Source organism: Dryocola clanedunensis subsp. sulfonylureivorans, assembly GCF_016756775.1.
GTDB classification, from domain to species: Bacteria; Pseudomonadota; Gammaproteobacteria; order Enterobacterales; family Enterobacteriaceae; genus Dryocola; species Dryocola clanedunensis.
In genome coordinates, this window is sequence record NZ_JAERMU010000003.1 from 38,947 (window position 1) to 55,496 (window position 16,550).

16 protein-coding genes are annotated in these 16,550 nt (G+C 56.0%); 8 read left to right on the plus strand and 8 right to left on the minus strand.

Annotated elements, in window-relative coordinates; genetic code table 11:
- Positions 1 to 20 precede the first annotated feature (20 nt).
- The 3 genes from HYQ67_RS03705 to HYQ67_RS03715 are packed head-to-tail and all read left to right on the plus strand — an operon-like array spanning position 21 to position 3,188.
- On the plus strand, positions 21 to 2,663 hold the full coding sequence (locus HYQ67_RS03705; RefSeq protein ID WP_202301595.1) for a YdbH family protein: 2,643 nt from the start codon (positions 21 to 23) through the stop codon (positions 2,661 to 2,663).
- Positions 2,660 to 2,851: a YnbE family lipoprotein gene (locus tag HYQ67_RS03710; protein ID WP_202301597.1), complete on the plus strand. Its 192-nt coding sequence runs from the start codon at positions 2,660 to 2,662 to the stop codon at positions 2,849 to 2,851. The genes HYQ67_RS03705 and HYQ67_RS03710 overlap by 4 nt, the downstream gene beginning before the upstream one ends.
- Positions 2,852 to 2,864: 13 nt before the next feature.
- Positions 2,865 to 3,188, plus strand: coding sequence for a YdbL family probable chaperone protein (locus HYQ67_RS03715; RefSeq protein ID WP_202301599.1), 324 nt, complete (start codon positions 2,865 to 2,867; stop codon positions 3,186 to 3,188).
- Between the two features lie 25 nt (positions 3,189 to 3,213).
- On the opposite strand, the gene feaR is transcribed toward HYQ67_RS03715, so the two are convergent.
- Entirely contained in the window at positions 3,214 to 4,122 is a 909-nt protein-coding gene (feaR, locus tag HYQ67_RS03720) for a transcriptional regulator FeaR (protein WP_202301600.1), read from the minus strand.
- A gap of 242 nt (positions 4,123 to 4,364) precedes the next feature.
- On the opposite strand from feaR, the gene HYQ67_RS03725 reads away from it, so the two are divergent.
- Positions 4,365 to 5,864, plus strand: a complete 1,500-nt coding sequence (locus HYQ67_RS03725) for an aldehyde dehydrogenase family protein (protein ID WP_202301601.1) — start codon at positions 4,365 to 4,367, stop codon at positions 5,862 to 5,864.
- A gap of 99 nt (positions 5,865 to 5,963) precedes the next feature.
- Complete coding sequence (locus HYQ67_RS03730) at positions 5,964 to 6,257, plus strand: hypothetical protein (RefSeq protein WP_202301602.1); 294 nt, start codon at positions 5,964 to 5,966, stop codon at positions 6,255 to 6,257.
- Positions 6,258 to 6,456: 199 nt separating this feature from the next.
- Here HYQ67_RS03730 and HYQ67_RS03735 read toward each other — a convergent pair whose 3' ends face one another.
- The 3 genes from HYQ67_RS03735 to ftrA form a co-directional block, all read right to left on the minus strand.
- Positions 6,457 to 6,828 (minus strand): RcnB family protein, encoded by a 372-nt coding sequence (locus tag HYQ67_RS03735; RefSeq protein WP_202301603.1) that lies wholly within the window; start codon positions 6,826 to 6,828, stop codon positions 6,457 to 6,459.
- A 355-nt stretch (positions 6,829 to 7,183) separates the two neighbouring features.
- Complete coding sequence (gene mgtS, locus HYQ67_RS03740) at positions 7,184 to 7,279, minus strand: protein MgtS (RefSeq protein WP_202301604.1); 96 nt, start codon at positions 7,277 to 7,279, stop codon at positions 7,184 to 7,186.
- A 115-nt stretch (positions 7,280 to 7,394) separates the two neighbouring features.
- Positions 7,395 to 8,405, minus strand: coding sequence for a transcriptional regulator FtrA (gene ftrA, locus HYQ67_RS03745; protein WP_202301605.1), 1,011 nt, complete (start codon positions 8,403 to 8,405; stop codon positions 7,395 to 7,397).
- Positions 8,406 to 8,470: 65 nt separating this feature from the next.
- Here ftrA and HYQ67_RS03750 point away from each other — a divergent pair, with 65 nt between their 5' ends.
- Complete coding sequence (locus HYQ67_RS03750) at positions 8,471 to 8,860, plus strand: rhodanese-like domain-containing protein (RefSeq protein ID WP_202301606.1); 390 nt, start codon at positions 8,471 to 8,473, stop codon at positions 8,858 to 8,860.
- On the opposite strand, the gene HYQ67_RS03755 is transcribed toward HYQ67_RS03750, so the two are convergent.
- Both HYQ67_RS03755 and HYQ67_RS03760 read right to left on the minus strand, forming a co-directional pair.
- The gene (locus HYQ67_RS03755) at positions 8,861 to 9,601 is read right to left on the minus strand and encodes a sulfite exporter TauE/SafE family protein (RefSeq protein WP_202301607.1); all 741 of its coding nucleotides are present in this window, start codon (positions 9,599 to 9,601) and stop codon (positions 8,861 to 8,863) included.
- Entirely contained in the window at positions 9,594 to 9,944 is a 351-nt protein-coding gene (locus HYQ67_RS03760; protein WP_202301608.1) for an antibiotic biosynthesis monooxygenase family protein, read from the minus strand. Before HYQ67_RS03760 ends, HYQ67_RS03755 begins: the two co-directional genes overlap by 8 nt.
- A gap of 74 nt (positions 9,945 to 10,018) precedes the next feature.
- Here HYQ67_RS03760 and HYQ67_RS03765 point away from each other — a divergent pair, with 74 nt between their 5' ends.
- Together HYQ67_RS03765 and HYQ67_RS03770 are read left to right on the plus strand one after the other, a co-directional pair.
- Positions 10,019 to 10,702: an ArsR/SmtB family transcription factor gene (locus tag HYQ67_RS03765; protein WP_202301610.1), complete on the plus strand. Its 684-nt coding sequence runs from the start codon at positions 10,019 to 10,021 to the stop codon at positions 10,700 to 10,702.
- 150 nt (positions 10,703 to 10,852) lie between these two features.
- Complete coding sequence (locus HYQ67_RS03770) at positions 10,853 to 11,356, plus strand: DUF1993 domain-containing protein (protein ID WP_237391077.1); 504 nt, start codon at positions 10,853 to 10,855, stop codon at positions 11,354 to 11,356.
- Between the two features lie 222 nt (positions 11,357 to 11,578).
- Here HYQ67_RS03770 and HYQ67_RS03775 read toward each other — a convergent pair whose 3' ends face one another.
- Both HYQ67_RS03775 and HYQ67_RS03780 read right to left on the minus strand, forming a co-directional pair.
- A complete protein-coding gene (locus tag HYQ67_RS03775) occupies positions 11,579 to 13,969 on the minus strand; it encodes a glucose/quinate/shikimate family membrane-bound PQQ-dependent dehydrogenase (RefSeq protein ID WP_202301614.1) in 2,391 nt (796 codons plus the stop codon).
- A gap of 271 nt (positions 13,970 to 14,240) precedes the next feature.
- Positions 14,241 to 16,526, minus strand: coding sequence for an FdhF/YdeP family oxidoreductase (locus tag HYQ67_RS03780; protein WP_202301616.1), 2,286 nt, complete (start codon positions 16,524 to 16,526; stop codon positions 14,241 to 14,243).
- Positions 16,527 to 16,550 lie beyond the last annotated feature (24 nt).

Sequence of the window (16,550 nt, forward strand, 5' to 3'; positions counted from 1 at the left end):
AATCAGGATATTAACCACCCATGAAGGGTAAATATAAAGCCATACTTGCGCTGGTATTGATACTCATTTTAGTGCCGCTGGCGCTGCTGCTGACCGTCGCAAACTGGTTACCGACCCTGGCAGGACTCTGGCTTCCGCAGGGTACGCGTATCGCGCTGGACAAAAGTCCTCGGCTGCAACGCGGTGCCGTCGTGATCCCCGATCTTCAATACTTTGCCGGCGACTGCAAACTGGCCAGCATCAAAGATGCGACCTTGAGCCATCCGGGCCGCTGGCGGCTCCATCTCAATGAGCTCAATTTTAACCCTGACTGCCTGAACCAAATCCCAACGGGACAATCGGCTTCCGCCGCGCCTCGTTCGCTTGCCGAATGGCAGGCTATGCTGCCCAATACCTTGCTGACCGTTGATAAAGTTAACGTTATCCCCTGGCAGCAATTTGCGGGGGGACTGCGCGTTTCGCTGAGCCCGACCCAACAGGCAGTGCATTATTCCGGCCCGCAGCTGACGCTCGATGCTCAGCTAAAAGGGCAATCCCTGGCGCTACAGCAGTTCAAATTACGCGCTTTTGAAGGCATGGAGCCGATAGAGCTGGTGGGGACATTCACTTTGCCGCTCGTCCCCAATGGGTTACCGGAGCAGGGGCATGTGACGTCCACGCTGCGCATTCCGCAGGAGCCCGAGCTGATTCATGCCGTGCTCGACTGGCAGGAGGAGCAGGGCTCGCTGACCTTGCGTAAATCCCAGGACAGCGAGCCGCTGGCGATGTTGCCCTGGACCATCAGCAACAAAATCTTTGAGATCAACGGGGGGCAGTGGCAGTGGCCTTATGAAGGCACACTGCTGCGCGGAGGCATTTCACTGCGGGTTGATGACTGGCAGGAAGGGCTTGAGAAGGCCACTCTCAGCGGTCGGATGAACGTCGTGACGCAAGGGGAAGCCGGCAAAGGGAACGCCGTGCTGAACATCGGGCCGGGTAAACTTAGCCTGACGAACAGCGCATTGCCCCTTCAGCTAACCGGCGAGGCAAAACAAAACGCGCTGGTGTTCTATGCCGTTCTGCCCGCTGAGCTCAGCGGCCCTTTGACCAGTCCTCAACTGTTGTTCAAGCCGGGGGCGCTGCTCCGTTCGCGTGGGCGGGTGGTTGATTCGTTGGATATCGACGAAATCCGCTGGCCGCTGGCGGGCGTACGCGTGACGCAACAGGGCGTAGACGGTCGCTTGCAGGCGATTATTCGCGCCCATGAAAATGAGATGGGCAACGTGGTGCTCCATCTTGACGGCAAGGCGGACAATTTCTTCCCCGACTCTGGACTGTGGCAGTGGCACTATTGGGGAAGCGGCGGCTTTAAGCCAATGAATGCCCGCTGGGATGTCAGCGGTAAAGGGGAATGGCGGGATGACATCATCCGGCTAACGTCGCTCTCTACAGGCTTCGACAAACTGGAATATGGCACCATGCTGATGCACTCCCCGCGGCTGGTACTCGAAAAGCCGATTCTGTGGCAGAGAGATGAAACCCATCCGTCATTTACCGGCGCGCTGTCGCTGGATGCCGGAATAACCACGTTTAGCGGTGGAAGTACGCTGCCCGCATCAACGCTGAAATTCAGCATTGACGGCCAGCATCCTTCCTCGTTTCAGTTCAAAGGCGATCTGCATGCGGGAGCCGTTGGCCCCGTCAGGGTTAGCGGGCGTTGGGATGGTCAGCGGCTGCGTGGCAACGCATGGTGGCCAGAACAGGCGCTGATCGTCTTTCAGCCGCTGATTCCCCCGGAATGGAAAATGGATCTGAAAGGAGGGAGCCTTTACGCACAGATTGCCTTCTCGGCGGCCAGTGGCCAGGGCTTCGAAGCGGGAGGCCACGGCGTGGTGAAAGACGGCAGCGTATGGCTGCCGGATAATCAGGTCAACGGCGTCGATTTTGTTATGCCGTTCCGCTACAGCGAAGCAACCTGGCATCTGGGCACTCGTGGCCCGGTGACGCTACGCATTGGCGAAGTGAAAAACCAGGTCACAGCGAAGAACATCACGGCCGATCTCGAAGGCTGGTATCCGTGGAGCGAGAGCCAGCCGCTAACGCTCAGTGACGTCAGCGTTGACATTCTGGGAGGCAAAATAGTGATGCAGCAGCTGCGTATGCCGCAGCACGACGCGGCTTTACTGCGGCTGCAGAACATCTCTTCGAGCGAAGTTATCTCCGCCATTAACCCGAAACAGTTTACCGTCTCCGGCCCCATCTCCGGCGCGCTACCGCTGTGGCTTAACCACCCGCAATGGATAATCAAAGACGGCTGGCTGACAAACCCTGGCGCGCTGACTTTCCGAATGGACAAAGATATGGCCGATGCCATCGTCAACAACAATATGGCGGCGGGTGTGGCAATAAACTGGTTGAGATACATGGAGATTTCACACTCCTGGACCAAAATAAACTTAGATAATCTGGGTGAGTTAACGATGAGCGCGACCGTCACGGGCATCAGCCATGTGGAGGATAAGAAAAATACCGTGCACCTCAACTATACCCATCAGGAGAATCTCTTTACGCTATGGCGCAGCTTGCGTTTTGGCGACAATTTACAGACCTGGCTGGAAGAAAACGCCGCGATCCCGCAGGCGCGCTGCCAGAAACCCGGTGAAGCATGTGAGGAAAGACAATGAAATTTTTTATCGCCGCAGGGTTGGCCACCGGGATGATGCTGCTGTCGGGGTGTATCCCGCGGATTGAGGTAGCGGCCCCGAAGGAGCCTATCACTATCAATATGAATGTGAAAATTGAGCATGAAATCCACATCAAGGTCGATAAAGATGTGGAAAGCCTGCTGAAAAGCCGCAGCGATCTGTTTTGATAAGGAGTAAGGGATGAAAACGACAATCAAAGCCACGCTGATTTGCACGCTGCTGTTTAGCCAGCCCCTGCTGGCCGTGACATTAAATGATGCCCGCCAGCAGGGACTGGTTGGCGAAACATTAAGTGGGTATATCGCGCCGATCAAACAGGATAAAGCGACCCTGGCACTGGTGAAAAACATCAATGAGGCGAGGGCAGAGCACTACCAGCAGCTTGCCGACAGCAACAACATCTCCGTCGACGAAGTGGCGAAGCTGGCAGGGCAAAAACTGGTCACGCGCGCAGCGCCCGGCGAGTACGTGCGCGGCATAAACGGGCAATGGATGAAGAAATAAACTTACCGGCATCCGCTGGTAACACCTATTGCCATCTTTTGCGGTATTCACCCGGCGACACGCCAAAGCGTTGTTTAAAGGCAGTGGAAAAATGGCTGTGATCGGTAAAACCCCAGCTGTAGCCAATTCCCGCCAGTTTTTCCGTGGCGCAGGCTGTACGCAACGCCTGCGCGCATAAATCCAGACGGCGGTTCTTAATGTACTGCGCAACGACCAGCCCTCTGTCCGCAAACATTCGGTAAAGGCTGCGCACAGACATTCCCGCCTCACCGGCAATCCACTCCGGGCGCAGCGTTTCCGACTGAATATGGTTATCAATTAGCGTCATCACCCGCGAAAGCTGCTTTTCTTTCTTTGACACGACGATGTTGCGAACCTGTAAAACCGGGCGCAGCAGGCAAATGATGGCTTCGAGCGCCGCTTCGCTCTCGCAGGCGTTGAGATCGGGATTCTTTATGCTTTCATGCAGCAGCCGCTGGCTCAGCTGCACGACGGGCAGCTCACCGCCCAGGCGCTGTGCGCAGGGAATATCGCCGCAGCGAAGGTTCTGCTCCAGCAGATGGCGGGGCACCAGCAGCGAAATTTGCCTGGCCCGCTGTGAGTAGATAAAACTGCTTGGGCGGGAGGCATCGATCAGCGTGACATCCCCGCGGTGCAAAATGGCCTGGCTGTCTCCCTGTTCCATCACCGCGTTCCCCTCAAGCTGAAAAACCGTATAAAACCAGGCATCGTTGCCACCGTTGACCTCTTGCTGGGTACGAAACAGTCGTGCATGAGCAATGTCCACCACGCTGAGCTTCATGGCGTTGGCGTGATGCTCCTCGATACTGCCTCGAAAACCCTCATCCAGTGACTGCCCTGCAAAGCGTCCGCAGGCGCGATTAATGCGTTCCAGCCAGCGGTCAAAACGCTCGTTATTGTCCGGCCCTGCCATGCTCACCTCACGGACTGCAAATGTGTTAACCAATAGTTACAGGTTGCGCGAGAAGGGAGAAGCCCTTCGCTCCTGTTACAGGAATTCACTATAGATAGCCCGGTGATGAAAACGACGAGCAATGTCGGCAAATGCGGAGGCTGTCACAACGAACAAAGAGATTGGCAGGCACGAGAAAACCCGTTCGTGTGCTTATGGCTAAACTTAAACAAACAAGGTTTAAGCCACGATAAGGAGAAAACATGACCGCACAACAAGTTGCTGTCCTCGAATCGGTGCAGCATTTTCTGACCAGAAACCACGGGCTTTATATTGATGGGAGCTGGCAAGAATCCACCAGCGGCGCGCGCCTGAGCGTCTTTAACCCGGCAGATGGATTGCAGATTGCCACCAGCGCTGATGCTAACGAACAGGACGTTGATAAAGCTGTGACTTCCGCATGGCGGGCGTTCACCAGCGGCGTATGGGCGAATATGCTGCCCGCCGGCCGCGAAAAAATTCTGCTGCGTTTTGCCGACCTGCTGGAGCAAAACGCTGAAGAGCTGGCCCAGCTCGAAACGCTGGAACAGGGGAAATCCATCAACATTTCCAGAGCCTTTGAAGTTGGCTGCACGCTGAACTGGATGCGCTATACCGCAGGGCTAACCACCAAAATCAGCGGCCGCACGCTCGATGTTTCTATCCCGATGCCGGAGGGCGCGCGTTACCAGGCCTGGACGCGCAAAGAGCCTGTTGGCGTGGTTGCAGGCATCGTTCCGTGCAACTTTCCGCTGCTGATCGGCATGTGGAAGGTCATGCCCGCGCTGGCCGCCGGGTGCTCTATTGTGGTTAAACCTTCCGAAACGACACCGCTTACCTTATTACGCATGGCAGAGCTGGCCAGTGAGGCTGGCATTCCTGATGGCGTTTTCAATGTAGTGACAGGCTCAGGCGCGGGCTGTGGCAGGGCATTAACGGAGCATCCCCTCATCGCGAAGGTGAGTTTTACCGGATCGACCGCGACGGGCAAGGGGATTGCGCGAGCCGCGGCAGACCGCTTAACTCGCGTTACCCTGGAGCTGGGCGGGAAAAACCCAGCCATCGTGCTGAAGGATGCCGATCCGGCAATGGTTATCGAAGGCTTGATGGCGGGCAGTTTCTTAAATCAGGGGCAGGTGTGCGCGGCAAGCTCGCGCATCTATATTGAGTCGCCGCTGTTTGATTCGCTGGTCAGCGGCTTCGAACGGGCGGTGAAGTCGCTTTCCGTCGGTGCGGGCATGGATACCGCGACCCAGATCAATCCGCTGGTCTCTAAGGGCCATCAGCAGAAAGTCGCCGACTACCTGATTGATGCGCAGCAGCATCGTGCAGAGCTCATCTCCGGTAACGCCGGCCCGAAAAATGGCGGCTATTACGTCCCGCCTACGCTTGTGGTTAATCCCGCCGCCGAACTGCGGCTGAACCACGAGGAGGTCTTCGGCCCGGTGGTTAATCTGGTGCGCGTGAAAGACGCGGAAGAAGCACTACGCTTCGCTAACGATACCGAATACGGCCTGACGGCCAGCCTGTGGACGAGTAACCTACAGGCGGCGATGAACTACACCTCGCGCATTCAGGCCGGCACGGTGTGGGTCAACAGCCATACGCTGATAGATGCCAATATGCCGTTTGGGGGCATGAAACAATCCGGTACGGGCAGAGATTTCGGCCCGGACTGGCTGGATGCCTATACAGAAACGAAATCCGTCTGCGTGCGCTACTAACGGTTAATTTCCCCCTGCCGGGTCGACCCCGGTCGATTTGGCAGGTATATTTCGCCGGGAAAACGGCGATCGTTCGCGCAAACGGAATAAGGTAAACCCATGGCAAAGCATCCAATTGGCAAGCATCTGCGTGCCCCGGTGACATTCAACGAAAAAAATGTCCTGATTTATGTGGTTCGCGGTTCACAGATTGAACATATGCCGCCTGATGAAGACGAGGACTACCCGGGCGATATGCAAATGCTGATGCCCGTATTAACGAAAGATTTTGATGCGGAATTGAGCAGTACGCTGGAGGAGTGTGAATCGGGGGATGTCATCGTCTTTATGTGTACCACCGATCTTATTTTTGAGTATGGCTATTCGAAAATAAAAGCGATGCGTAACGCCTGACGATAACCCCGATTAATTCGGGGTTCAGACTGATGACAAGTCCAAAACGTATAATAAACAAACAGTTTTCATTAAAACAATAATCAGCAAAATCAATTCATTGATTTTCGGCAGATAACCACAAAGAAGGAAAAACCACGCTTTTTCCTTCTTTGTCAGCAAAATAAACCCGATTAATTCGGGGTTATTTGTTGGCTAATTAGTTACCGTAGAAAATTTCACCTTTCTCGGCGCGGAGGATTTTCCCTTCCGCATCGGTAATCAACACATAGTTGCCGCCCATATAGGTCCAGTGGCTGCCGGCTTCTGGTGCGGGAAGGTGGCGAATCTGCCAGGCGTCAATCTGATAAGGTTTAGTGCGATACAGGTCCGGCACCACGTCGCCAATGGCAAAGTGCTTATAGTCAGCAAAAAACTCTTTAAGCTCAAAAGAAGAAGGATCGCTGGTCTTCGGCGTAGCGGTTGTTTTTGGCGTGGCTTCCTTAGCCGGCTCGCCGTAGGCCTGTGCTGAAAAAGCAACGGGCAGCGTCATGAAGAGGGCGGACAGCAAGATAATTTTCGACTTACGCATAACTTTTCACCTGTTAAATTTTTTGTACTGATATGACCGTATCATCTCCTAAACAAGTCTGTCGAATGATGAACAAACGTAACATAATAATAATGAACGACCAGGGGCAGACGACAGGCAGCAATATTAAGCGTATTCCCGAAGTTCGTTTAGAAAAGGTTGAGGTCAGGCGGGCTATTTTGAGAGTCATCTGAAGCCTGAGGTGAAATAAACGCCAGGTTCAGCGAACAAAAATAAAATCTATCCATGCAGCTTGAGCCGTCACGAAATTGGCGGTTTTTTTTCGCCCCAATAAAAAGCCCCCCGAGATGTGTCTCTGCGAGGGGCGAGGTTGGTGGGGGAACATCACCTTTCATCAGTCATCCCATTTGTGGCTCAGGTAAGCGGCAATAAATCCGGAAAACACAATCATTCCCAGTACGGCCATAAATACATGCATATTGCCCAGCATAGCGACTCCTCTTTGGTACGCATTTCGATAGAAATACCTCTCGTTAATGAAAATACTCGGTTGAGTGACACCATATTAACGGCTAAAAGTTAAACAGGAGCTCACCGGCGGTAAACTATGCGCCCGGTGATGTAAATGTTTTACGATAAGCCGCAGGGCTTGTTGCAAGTTGTGACCGGAAGTGATGGCGCAACGTCGCGGCACTTCCAAAACCCGTCTGTTCAGCAATTTTCTCTACCGACATTCTGCTGTTTTCCAGCAAATCACGGCTTCTGGCGAGACGCGCCGCCAGCAGCCAGCGGGCCGGCGTTGTGCCGGTGGCGGCTTCGAAGCGGCGCAAAAAAGTGCGCGGGCTCATCCCGATGAATTTTGCCATGCTGGCAACGCTGTGATTGCCGGCAATATTGGCCTGTAAATAATCCAGCAGCGGGCCCAGGCGATGGCTCTCATAGGCAACGGGGACGGCCTGTTCGATAAATTGCGCCTGCCCACCGTCACGATGCGGCGGAACAACCAGACGGCGGGCGACGCTGTTTGCCGCCGCGCTGCCATAATCACGGCGCACCAGATGCAGGCAAAGATCGATACCCGCCGCGCTTCCTGCGGAAGTCAGCACGTTGCCATTATCGATATATAAAACGTCGGGGGTGACCTGGATTGCCGGATAGCGTTGCTGAAGCATGTCAGTGTAACGCCAGTGGGTCGTGGCCCGCTGGTTATCCAGCAGACCTGTCGCCGCCAGAACAAAGACGCCGGAACAGATAGAGAGCAGCCTGACACCGCGCTGATGCGCTGCCAGCAGCGCTTTACACAACGCAGGCGGCACCGGCGTTTCAGCGCCGCGCCAGCCCGGCACGATTATCGTTCCTGCTTGCTCCAGCAGCTCAAGCCCACCGTCGACAACAAAGCGAATGCCGCCCGTCGCTCGTAGTTCGCCGGCATCAACCCCCGCAACGGCGAAACGATACCAGTTGTTCCCCATTTCCGGGCGATGCAGGCTGAAGATCTCAGCGGCAACACCAAATTCAAAAGTGCATAACCCGTCATAGGCTAAAGCAACAACCAAAGGATTTTTCAATGCGTTATCCACCGCTACATTTGTCACGATCTTGACGCTATATGTCATTACTGCCAGCTGTCAAGCGTAGGGCCGGCGACTATAGTGGTTATCCACCTACAGAGGAGTTCCCGATGAGCTACGTGACTGAAAATTCCGCCGCCGCGCCAGAAACCGCCGCCGCCCATTTTTTACAGCGCCTGACCCTGGAAACCGATTGTGACGATGTGCATAGTTCGATGAAAGAAGGGGACATGGATTTCGTGCTTTTGCATGTTGTGGGCACGCCGGAGGCATTTAACCGCCGCCATATCCCCGGCGCGCAGCACCTGCGGCACCGTGATATGACCGTGGAGCGCATGGCCGAGTGGCCGGCCGATACGCTGTTCGTGGTCTACTGCGCCGGGCCACACTGTAACGGCGCGGACCGTGCAGCTTTAAAACTGGCGCGCATGGGACGCCCGGTAAAAATCATGATCGGCGGCATAACGGGCTGGGCTGACGAGGGGTTTGAATTTGCGTGATTAAAACGCGGCGCGCAGAATCATGTCACCGCCAGGCAATATTAAGCAGATAAGGAAGCCGCGCTTGAAGGCCAACGGGCTGATACGTTTGCGGATGCGCTGCCCGGCGAGCAGGCCAGCCAAGGCGGCCACCACGGCTATTGCGGAGGTGGCCGGGGAGATGGAGTGAAGCGCGCCGTGCCACCACAATCCTCCCGCCAGCGCCAGCGTTGAAAATGTGAAGGAAAGCCCCAGCGCCTGGACTAATTCATCCCGTTCAAGGCCGAGAGACTGAATATAGGGCACCGCCGGAATGACGAATACGCCGGTGCCGCCCGTCAGAAGCCCGGTCAGGAACCCGATAAGCGGGCCGAGCCATTTCTCATGGCGGGGAGAAACGCGCAGCGGACGAGCGAATAACGTCCACAGGGCATAAGACACCAGGGCGATGCCCAGAGCGCAGGTGGTGAATTTACTGCTCCCTGAGGCCAGCCAGACGCTGCCGCCGAGCGTGGCGCAGACAATCATCAGCATCATCGGCCACAGCCGGATAAGCAGCCGCTTAAGATCGCCCCCTTCGCAGAGCTGGAACAGGTTGGTCAGAAAAGAGGGGAGCAACAGCATTCCCGCCGCCGCTACCGGAGAGATTAAAGAGCCAAGAATTCCCATCGCCACCGTTGGCAGACCCATTCCGGTTACCCCTTTTACCATCCCGGCGAGGACAAATGTTGCCACAATGGCATAGCTGATCGATTCAGTCATGATCGTGCACCCCACGGCTGTCTGTCGGTGCCTGAATGCGATCGTCCATGCCGTAGTCACGCAGCACGTGCGCGATGCGCAGATGATAATTTTCAAAAATTGAAGACCTGCCTGCGGTCTGCGCCTCGCGGTGAAAAGCGGTATTACGCCACTGTTTTACAGCCTCTTCATCGCGCCAGAAAGAGAGCGACAGCAGTTTCCCCGGCGTTGCCAGGCTTACGAACCGCTCAACCGAAATAAATCCTTCTATTTCATCAAGCATGGGTTTAAGTTCAGAGGCCAGATTCAGATAGTCTGCCTGTTTATCGGCGGCAGGTTGTGCTTCAAAAATTACGGCAATCATCGGTGTCGCTCCTTGTGTCAGGGAGGGTCACCTTATCTTCCTGACCAACCGGATGCTTCGTTGACCATCGAAATATGGAAAGCAATTATTTAGAAACGCGGCTTGCCGCCGTTGCGGCGGCCATTGCCGATAAAACCCGGGCAAGAATTCTGTGTGCGCTGATGGATGGCCGAGCATGGACCGCCACCGAACTAAGCGTGATGGCGGAGGTTGCGCCGTCTACCGGCAGCAGCCATCTGGCGAAACTTCTGGACCTGTCACTGATAGCCTGTGTGCAGCAGGGGCGTCACCGCTATTACCGTCTGTTCAGCCATCAAATAGCAGAAGCGCTGGAAGGGCTAATGGGCCTGGTCAGCGTGGACCGCAGCGTGCTGCGCAGCAAAACGCCGCAAGATCTGCGCTACGCCAGAACCTGCTACGACCATATGGCCGGAGAAATCGCCGTTGTGCTCCACGATCGGCTGTTCAGCCTGGGCTGGCTGGAAGGTGAGGAATACGCGTTAACAGCCGAAGGCTATGCCCAATGCGAAAAACTAGGCATCCAGACAAGAACGGATAGCTCGCGTCGGTGTCTGGCCTGCGGGTGCCTGGACTGGAGCGAACGACGGGCGCATCTTGGGGGCGTACTCGGCACTACGCTGTTACAGACTTGCGAAGCGAAAGAGTGGATAAAACGGGATTTAGTCAGTCGGGAACTGCATTTTACCCCTGCCGGAAAGCGCGGGTTGAAAAAGGTGTTTGGCATTAGCGTAGCATAAGAAAAGCCCTCAGTAGCAGATGTACCGAGGGTTGCAGAGTGCAGGACTACCAATGCGAATAAACACTAAGGCTAACTTCAGAGGAACAGCCTTGAAGTTAACGTAATGTTAATTATATGTCTATATATTTGTAAAAATAAGAGGTTTGCAATGTCACTCTATAGCGAAACAAAAGCACAGTTCATTCACGGTTTGCACAACCTGAGCGCCATTCTTGAAAAAAGTGCGGCCTGGTCGAAAGAGCACGTCAACGGTGAAACAGCCCTGCTGGAAATGAAACTGGCGGACGATATGTTCCCGCTGGCCCGCCAGGTGCAGGTGACCTGTGATATGGCTAAACGAGCCGTGGCTCGCCTGGCCGGTGTCGAAGCTCCGGTTATGGAAGACACAGAAACAACTCTCGATCAGCTACGGGCCCGTATCGCAACAACAATTGCGTGGATGGAAAGCGTGCAGGATGTTCAGCTGGAAGGGGATGACGAAAGGCCGATTCTGGTTAAAGCTCGCGAACATGAGCTGCATTTCACAGCCCAAAGCTTCGTGTTCAAATTCGCAGTGCCAAACTTCTATTTCCACTTCACGACCGCCTACGACATTCTTCGCCACGCGGGTGTCCCGCTGGGTAAACGCGATTTTCTGGGTAAGATTAACTAGTTCTGTCCATGGGGAGGTCGAAGAGACGCGGCCTCATTCGAAAAAAAGGCGGAAAGCAAAATACTTCCCGCCTTGAGTTACAGACGGCCCCTTGCGCAGGTCGGATAAGCACAGCGTCATCCGACACAACCAGCGTTAATGATGGATGGCGTTTAAGCTTATCCACCTTACTAACGCTGATTGTTCCTCTTTACCATCCGCCCGGGGTAAACCAGTTATCAGTTACTTAGCATCTGGCAGCGCGTAGGCAATAATGTAATCGCCGCGGTCAGGAGACTGACGTGCCCCGCCTGCGTTAATCACGATGTACTGCTTGCCGGTTTTCGGTGACACGTAGGTCATCGGGCCGGACTGGCTGCCGACCGGCAGGCGAGATTTCCAGATCTCTTTGCCGTTGGCGGTATCAAATGCGCGCAGATAGAAGTCCTGAGTACCCGCGAAGAACAGCAGGCCAGACTGCGTGGAGAGCGATGCGCCCAGCGTCGGCATACCGATTGGGATAGGCATGTGCATGCGAATACCCAGCGGGCCGGTATCCTGCACGGTGCCGACTGGCACCTGCCAGACGACTTTCCCGGACTTCAGATCAACCGCAGACATGGTGCCAAACGGAGGTTTCTGACAAGGGATGCCCAGCGGGGACAGGAAACGCTCGCGCATTGCGCCGTAAGGTGTGCCGTCCATCGGCACAATACCCATCTCGATACCGCTGGCGTCTTTCGCCACCTTCGCACGCGGCACCATATAGTTCGCCAGGCCCAGACGCATATCGTTGACGAACATCAGGCTGTTGTTCGGGTCAACCGAGACGCTGCCCCAGTTCATGCCGCCCAATGAGCCAGGATATTGCAAAGAGCGATCCAGACCCGGCGGGGTGAAGACGCCCTGATGACGCATGCCTTTAAATTCGATACGGCAGATCAGCAGATCGATTGGCGTTGCGCCCCACATATCCGATTCGGTCAGCGTTTCGTTGCCAATCATCGGCATGCCGACAGAATACGGCTGGGTTTGTGAATAGCGCTCGCCTTCGACGTTCCCCTGAGGAACAGGACGTTCTTCCACCTTCGCGACAGGCTCACCGGTTTCGCGGTTGAGCATGAAAATCATGCCCTGCTTGGAGGTCTGTACGATGACCGGCGTCGTGCCGCCTTTGCCGTTCGGCAAGTCGTAGAGCAAAGGCTGAGACGGCAGATCGAAGTCCCACAGATCGTGGTGGGTGGTTTGGAAATGCCAGCGAACCTTACCGGTAGCGGCATCCACCGCCACGATGGAAGAGCTGTATTTATCATCTTCCGGGGTACGCGTGCCGCCGAAGAAGTCTGGCGTGGCGTTACCGGTAGGCAGATAGACCAGGTTCAGCTTTGCATCATAGGACATGGCAGACCAGACGTTTGGCGTGCCGCGAGTGTAAGTCTGACCTTTGGGCGGTACGCCAGTGATGTTCGGATTACCCGGATCCCACGCCCATGCAAGTTTACCGGTGTGAACGTCATAAGCACGTACCACGCCCGGAGGCTCGCCGGTAGAGAAGTTATCCGCCACGCGACCGCCAACGATAACCACGTTCCCCGCGACGAGCGGCGTAGAAGTTTGCTGGTAGTAGCCCGGTTTTACTTCGCCCATGCCAACTTTCAGATCCACGGTGCCATGGTCGCCAAAGTCTTCGCACAGCTTGCCGTTATCCGCGTTGATCGCCAGCAGGCGAGCGTCGGTGGTAGGCAGGAACAGACGGCGAGGGCAGGCGGCTGGCTGGGCAGGGGCTGCAGGCGCTGCGGCGGCCTTTTGCGTGGTCTCTTCGAAATAGCCTAAGCCACGGCAGCGCTGCCAGTTTGGCGCGGTGGCCTTGCTGTCATAGCGCCATTTTTCTTTACCGGTGTCCACGTCCAGCGCCAGCACCTTGCTGTACGGCGTACAGACGAACAAGGTGTCGCCAACCTGAAGCGGAGTATTCTGGTCTTCCGCGCCGGAGCCGTTGCTCTGCGGGATATCACCCGTATGGGCAGTCCACGCCACTTTCAGCTCAGAAACGTTACCTTTGTTAATCTGGTCCAGCGCCGCAAAGCGGTCGCCGTGGGTGGTATTACCCCAGTGCTTCCAGTCCTTTTGGGCTTCGCCAGGTGTGACAGGTTTCACCGGCACATCTTCTGTTGCCGCGACCTGAACCTGAGGCACAAACATCCAGCCTGCGCTCACCAGCATACAAACGGCAAGCACGGCGGCAATGCCGTAGGCGGGCGCTTTTTTTACCGTAGCCGCACCGTTAGCGGCACGCAGGATTGGCCAGGCGAGAGCCGACAGGAATGCCAGCACCGCGAAGGTAAACAGGCGTGAAAACAGCGGCCAGAAATCCATGCCGGCATCGCTGATGGCCCAGAAAATCGTGCAGATAAAGGCCAGCGCGTAGAGTGCGAGGCCCGCAGTCTTTTTCCTGAAAATTAAAACGGCGGAAATGAGCATCACGATGCCCATCAGCAGGAAATACCAGCTGCCGCCCAGCGAGACTAAATAAGCCCCGCCAATGCCGATGGCGAGGCCAATGAGGGCCATCAGGCCGCCAAGTAACCACAGCAGCCCTGATGCCAGGCCGCGCGGAGGGGAATTACTTACCATATCGTTCTCCTGTCAGAACAGTGTCCTTGTGCTGCACGTGCGAAAGCGTCTCCGAAGTCGGAGAACGCAAAAGTGTACCGATTGGGGTAAACATGAACGCATCTGGTCGTGGTGGGTGCCTGGTCAGGCTATTATTACGAACCAAATGGTGAATGCTGCGGGTATCATAATCTCCCGTCAGGATATTGCAAAGTTGTTAACGAGAAATTTCGCATTTATTGCGAACAGGGGGGCGTTACACCCCCTGCTGTCGGTCGGATAAGCGCCAGCGTTAAGCGATACGGTTGTTTTTTACCTGCGCGGCAAGACTGATTTTGACGGGTACGGACTTAGAGGTTGGCGTGCCGGTACCGTCGCCAATGCTTTCCAGAGGAACCAGCGGGTTCGTTTCGGGATAGTAGGCCGCAAGATTTCCGCGCGGGATGGCATAAGGCACGATTTTAAAGCCGCTGACTTTACGCTCGATGCCGTCGTTCCAGACGGTTTCGATATCCACTAAATCCCCGTCCTGCAAGCCAAGGGCGGCCAGGTCTTGCGGGTTAATGAACAGCACTTCCCGCTGCCCGTACACGCCACGATAGCGATCGTCCAGACCGTAAATAGTGGTGTTGTACTGATCGTGGGAGCGTAAGGTTTGCAGCGCGAATGGCGCATTCAGCTCGCCAAACAAGGACTCAGGCAGCGGCGCGGCGCTGAACTCCGCTTTACCGCTCGGCGTGGCAAAACGCAGCTCTGCCGCAGCGTTACCCAGATAAAAGCCGCCGGGAATATCGCACCGCTGATTAAAGTTCATAAAGCCCGGCAGGGTAGCGGCAATATGGTCGCGGATCAGGTTGTAATCAGCAGCAAGCGACAGCCAGTCCAGCTTTTCTTTGCCCAGTACCGCGTCGGCGACGCCCGCAACAATGGCCGTTTCCGAACGCTGAGTCTCCGCAACAGGATTACCAATACCTTCGGAGGCGTGCACCATGCTGAATGAATCTTCTACGGTGACAAACTGTCGCCCCGTGGCCTGCACGTCGGCCTCGGTACGCCCGAGGGTAGGGAGAATTAACCCGTCTTTCCCCGGCACAAGATGACTACGATTTAGCTTGGTGCTGATATGCACCGTCAGGCCGCAGCGACGCAGGGCCTCCTCTGTTCGCGGGCTGTCCGGTGCTGCGGCGGCCAGGTTGCCCCCCAGCGCGATCAGCACTTTCACTTCGTCACGCAGCATGGCGGCCAGCGCCTGCACTGTGTTGTGCCCCGCGCGGCGCGGCGGTTCAAAATCAAAGTGGCTGGCCAGACTATCCAGCAGCGCCGCGGACGGCTTCTCGTCGATACCCATTGTGCGGTTGCCCTGCACGTTACTGTGGCCGCGAACCGGGCAAAGCCCCGCGCCCGGCTTGCCGAGGTGGCCGCCCAGCAGCTGGAGGTTAACAATCTCACGGACGGTATTGAGCGAATGTTTGTGCTGGGTGATCCCCATCGCCCAGGTGCAAATGACACGTTCGGCCCGCTGCCAGACGGCGGCGGCATCACGTAGCTGCTGCTCGCTCAAGCCTGACTGCTGCGTAATGTGCTCCCAGCTGGTGCTGTCAACTTCCGCAAACCATGCCTCTACGCCGTGGGTGTGTTCTGCGAGGAACCGCTCGTCGAAAACGTCACCCTGACCGCCGCGCCACATTTCCAGCAGCGCTTTAGCCATGCCCCGAACGGCAGCCATATCGCCACCGAGGTTCGGCTGGTAGTAGTTGGTGCTGATGAACCCGGCCATCGGCGTGATGACCTCGAGCGGCTTCTGCGGATCGGCAAAGCGTTCAAGGCCCCGTTCACGCAGCGTATTAAAGGTGACGATTTGCGCACCGTTCTCCGCCGCATGGCGCAGGCTGTGCAGCATACGAGGGTGGTTGGTGCCCGGATTCTGGCCGAAAACGAAAATGGCATTCGCCTTATCAAAATCATCCAGGTGAATGGTGCCTTTTCCGACGCCGATACTGCGCTTCAGCCCGCTGCCGCTGGCCTCGTGACACATGTTCGAACAGTCCGGGAAGTTGTTGGTGCCAGCCATGCGGCCAAACAGCTGATAAAGATATGAGGCCTCGTTGCTGGCGCGCCCGGAGGTGTACAGCTCCAGCTGGTCAGGATGGTCCATCTCACGAATATGCTGAGCGATAAGCTCAAAGGCGTCGTCCCAGCTGACAGGTTCGTAGTGGTCCGTTTGCGCGTTATAACGCAGGGGTTCTGTCAGGCGGCCCTGATACTCCAGAAAGTAGTCGCTTTGCTGATAAAGTTTGCTGACGCTGTGCGCGGCGAAAAATTGCGCGTCGATAAAGCGGCGAGTCGCTTCCCAGGTCACGGCTTTGGCACCGTTCTCACAGAAGCTGAAGGTACTTTTATTATCATCGCCCCACGCACAGCCAGGACAATCAAAGCCTTTGGCTTTGTTCATCCGCATCAGGTTGCGCAAATTTTTCAGGGCGTGCTTGCTGTCGAGAACGAAGCGGGTAGTGGCTTCCAGCGATCCCCAGCCGCCGGCTGCGGCAGAATAGGGCTTGATGGCAGGTTTAAATTTCATCTGTAGCTTTCAGGTTGCGCAAAT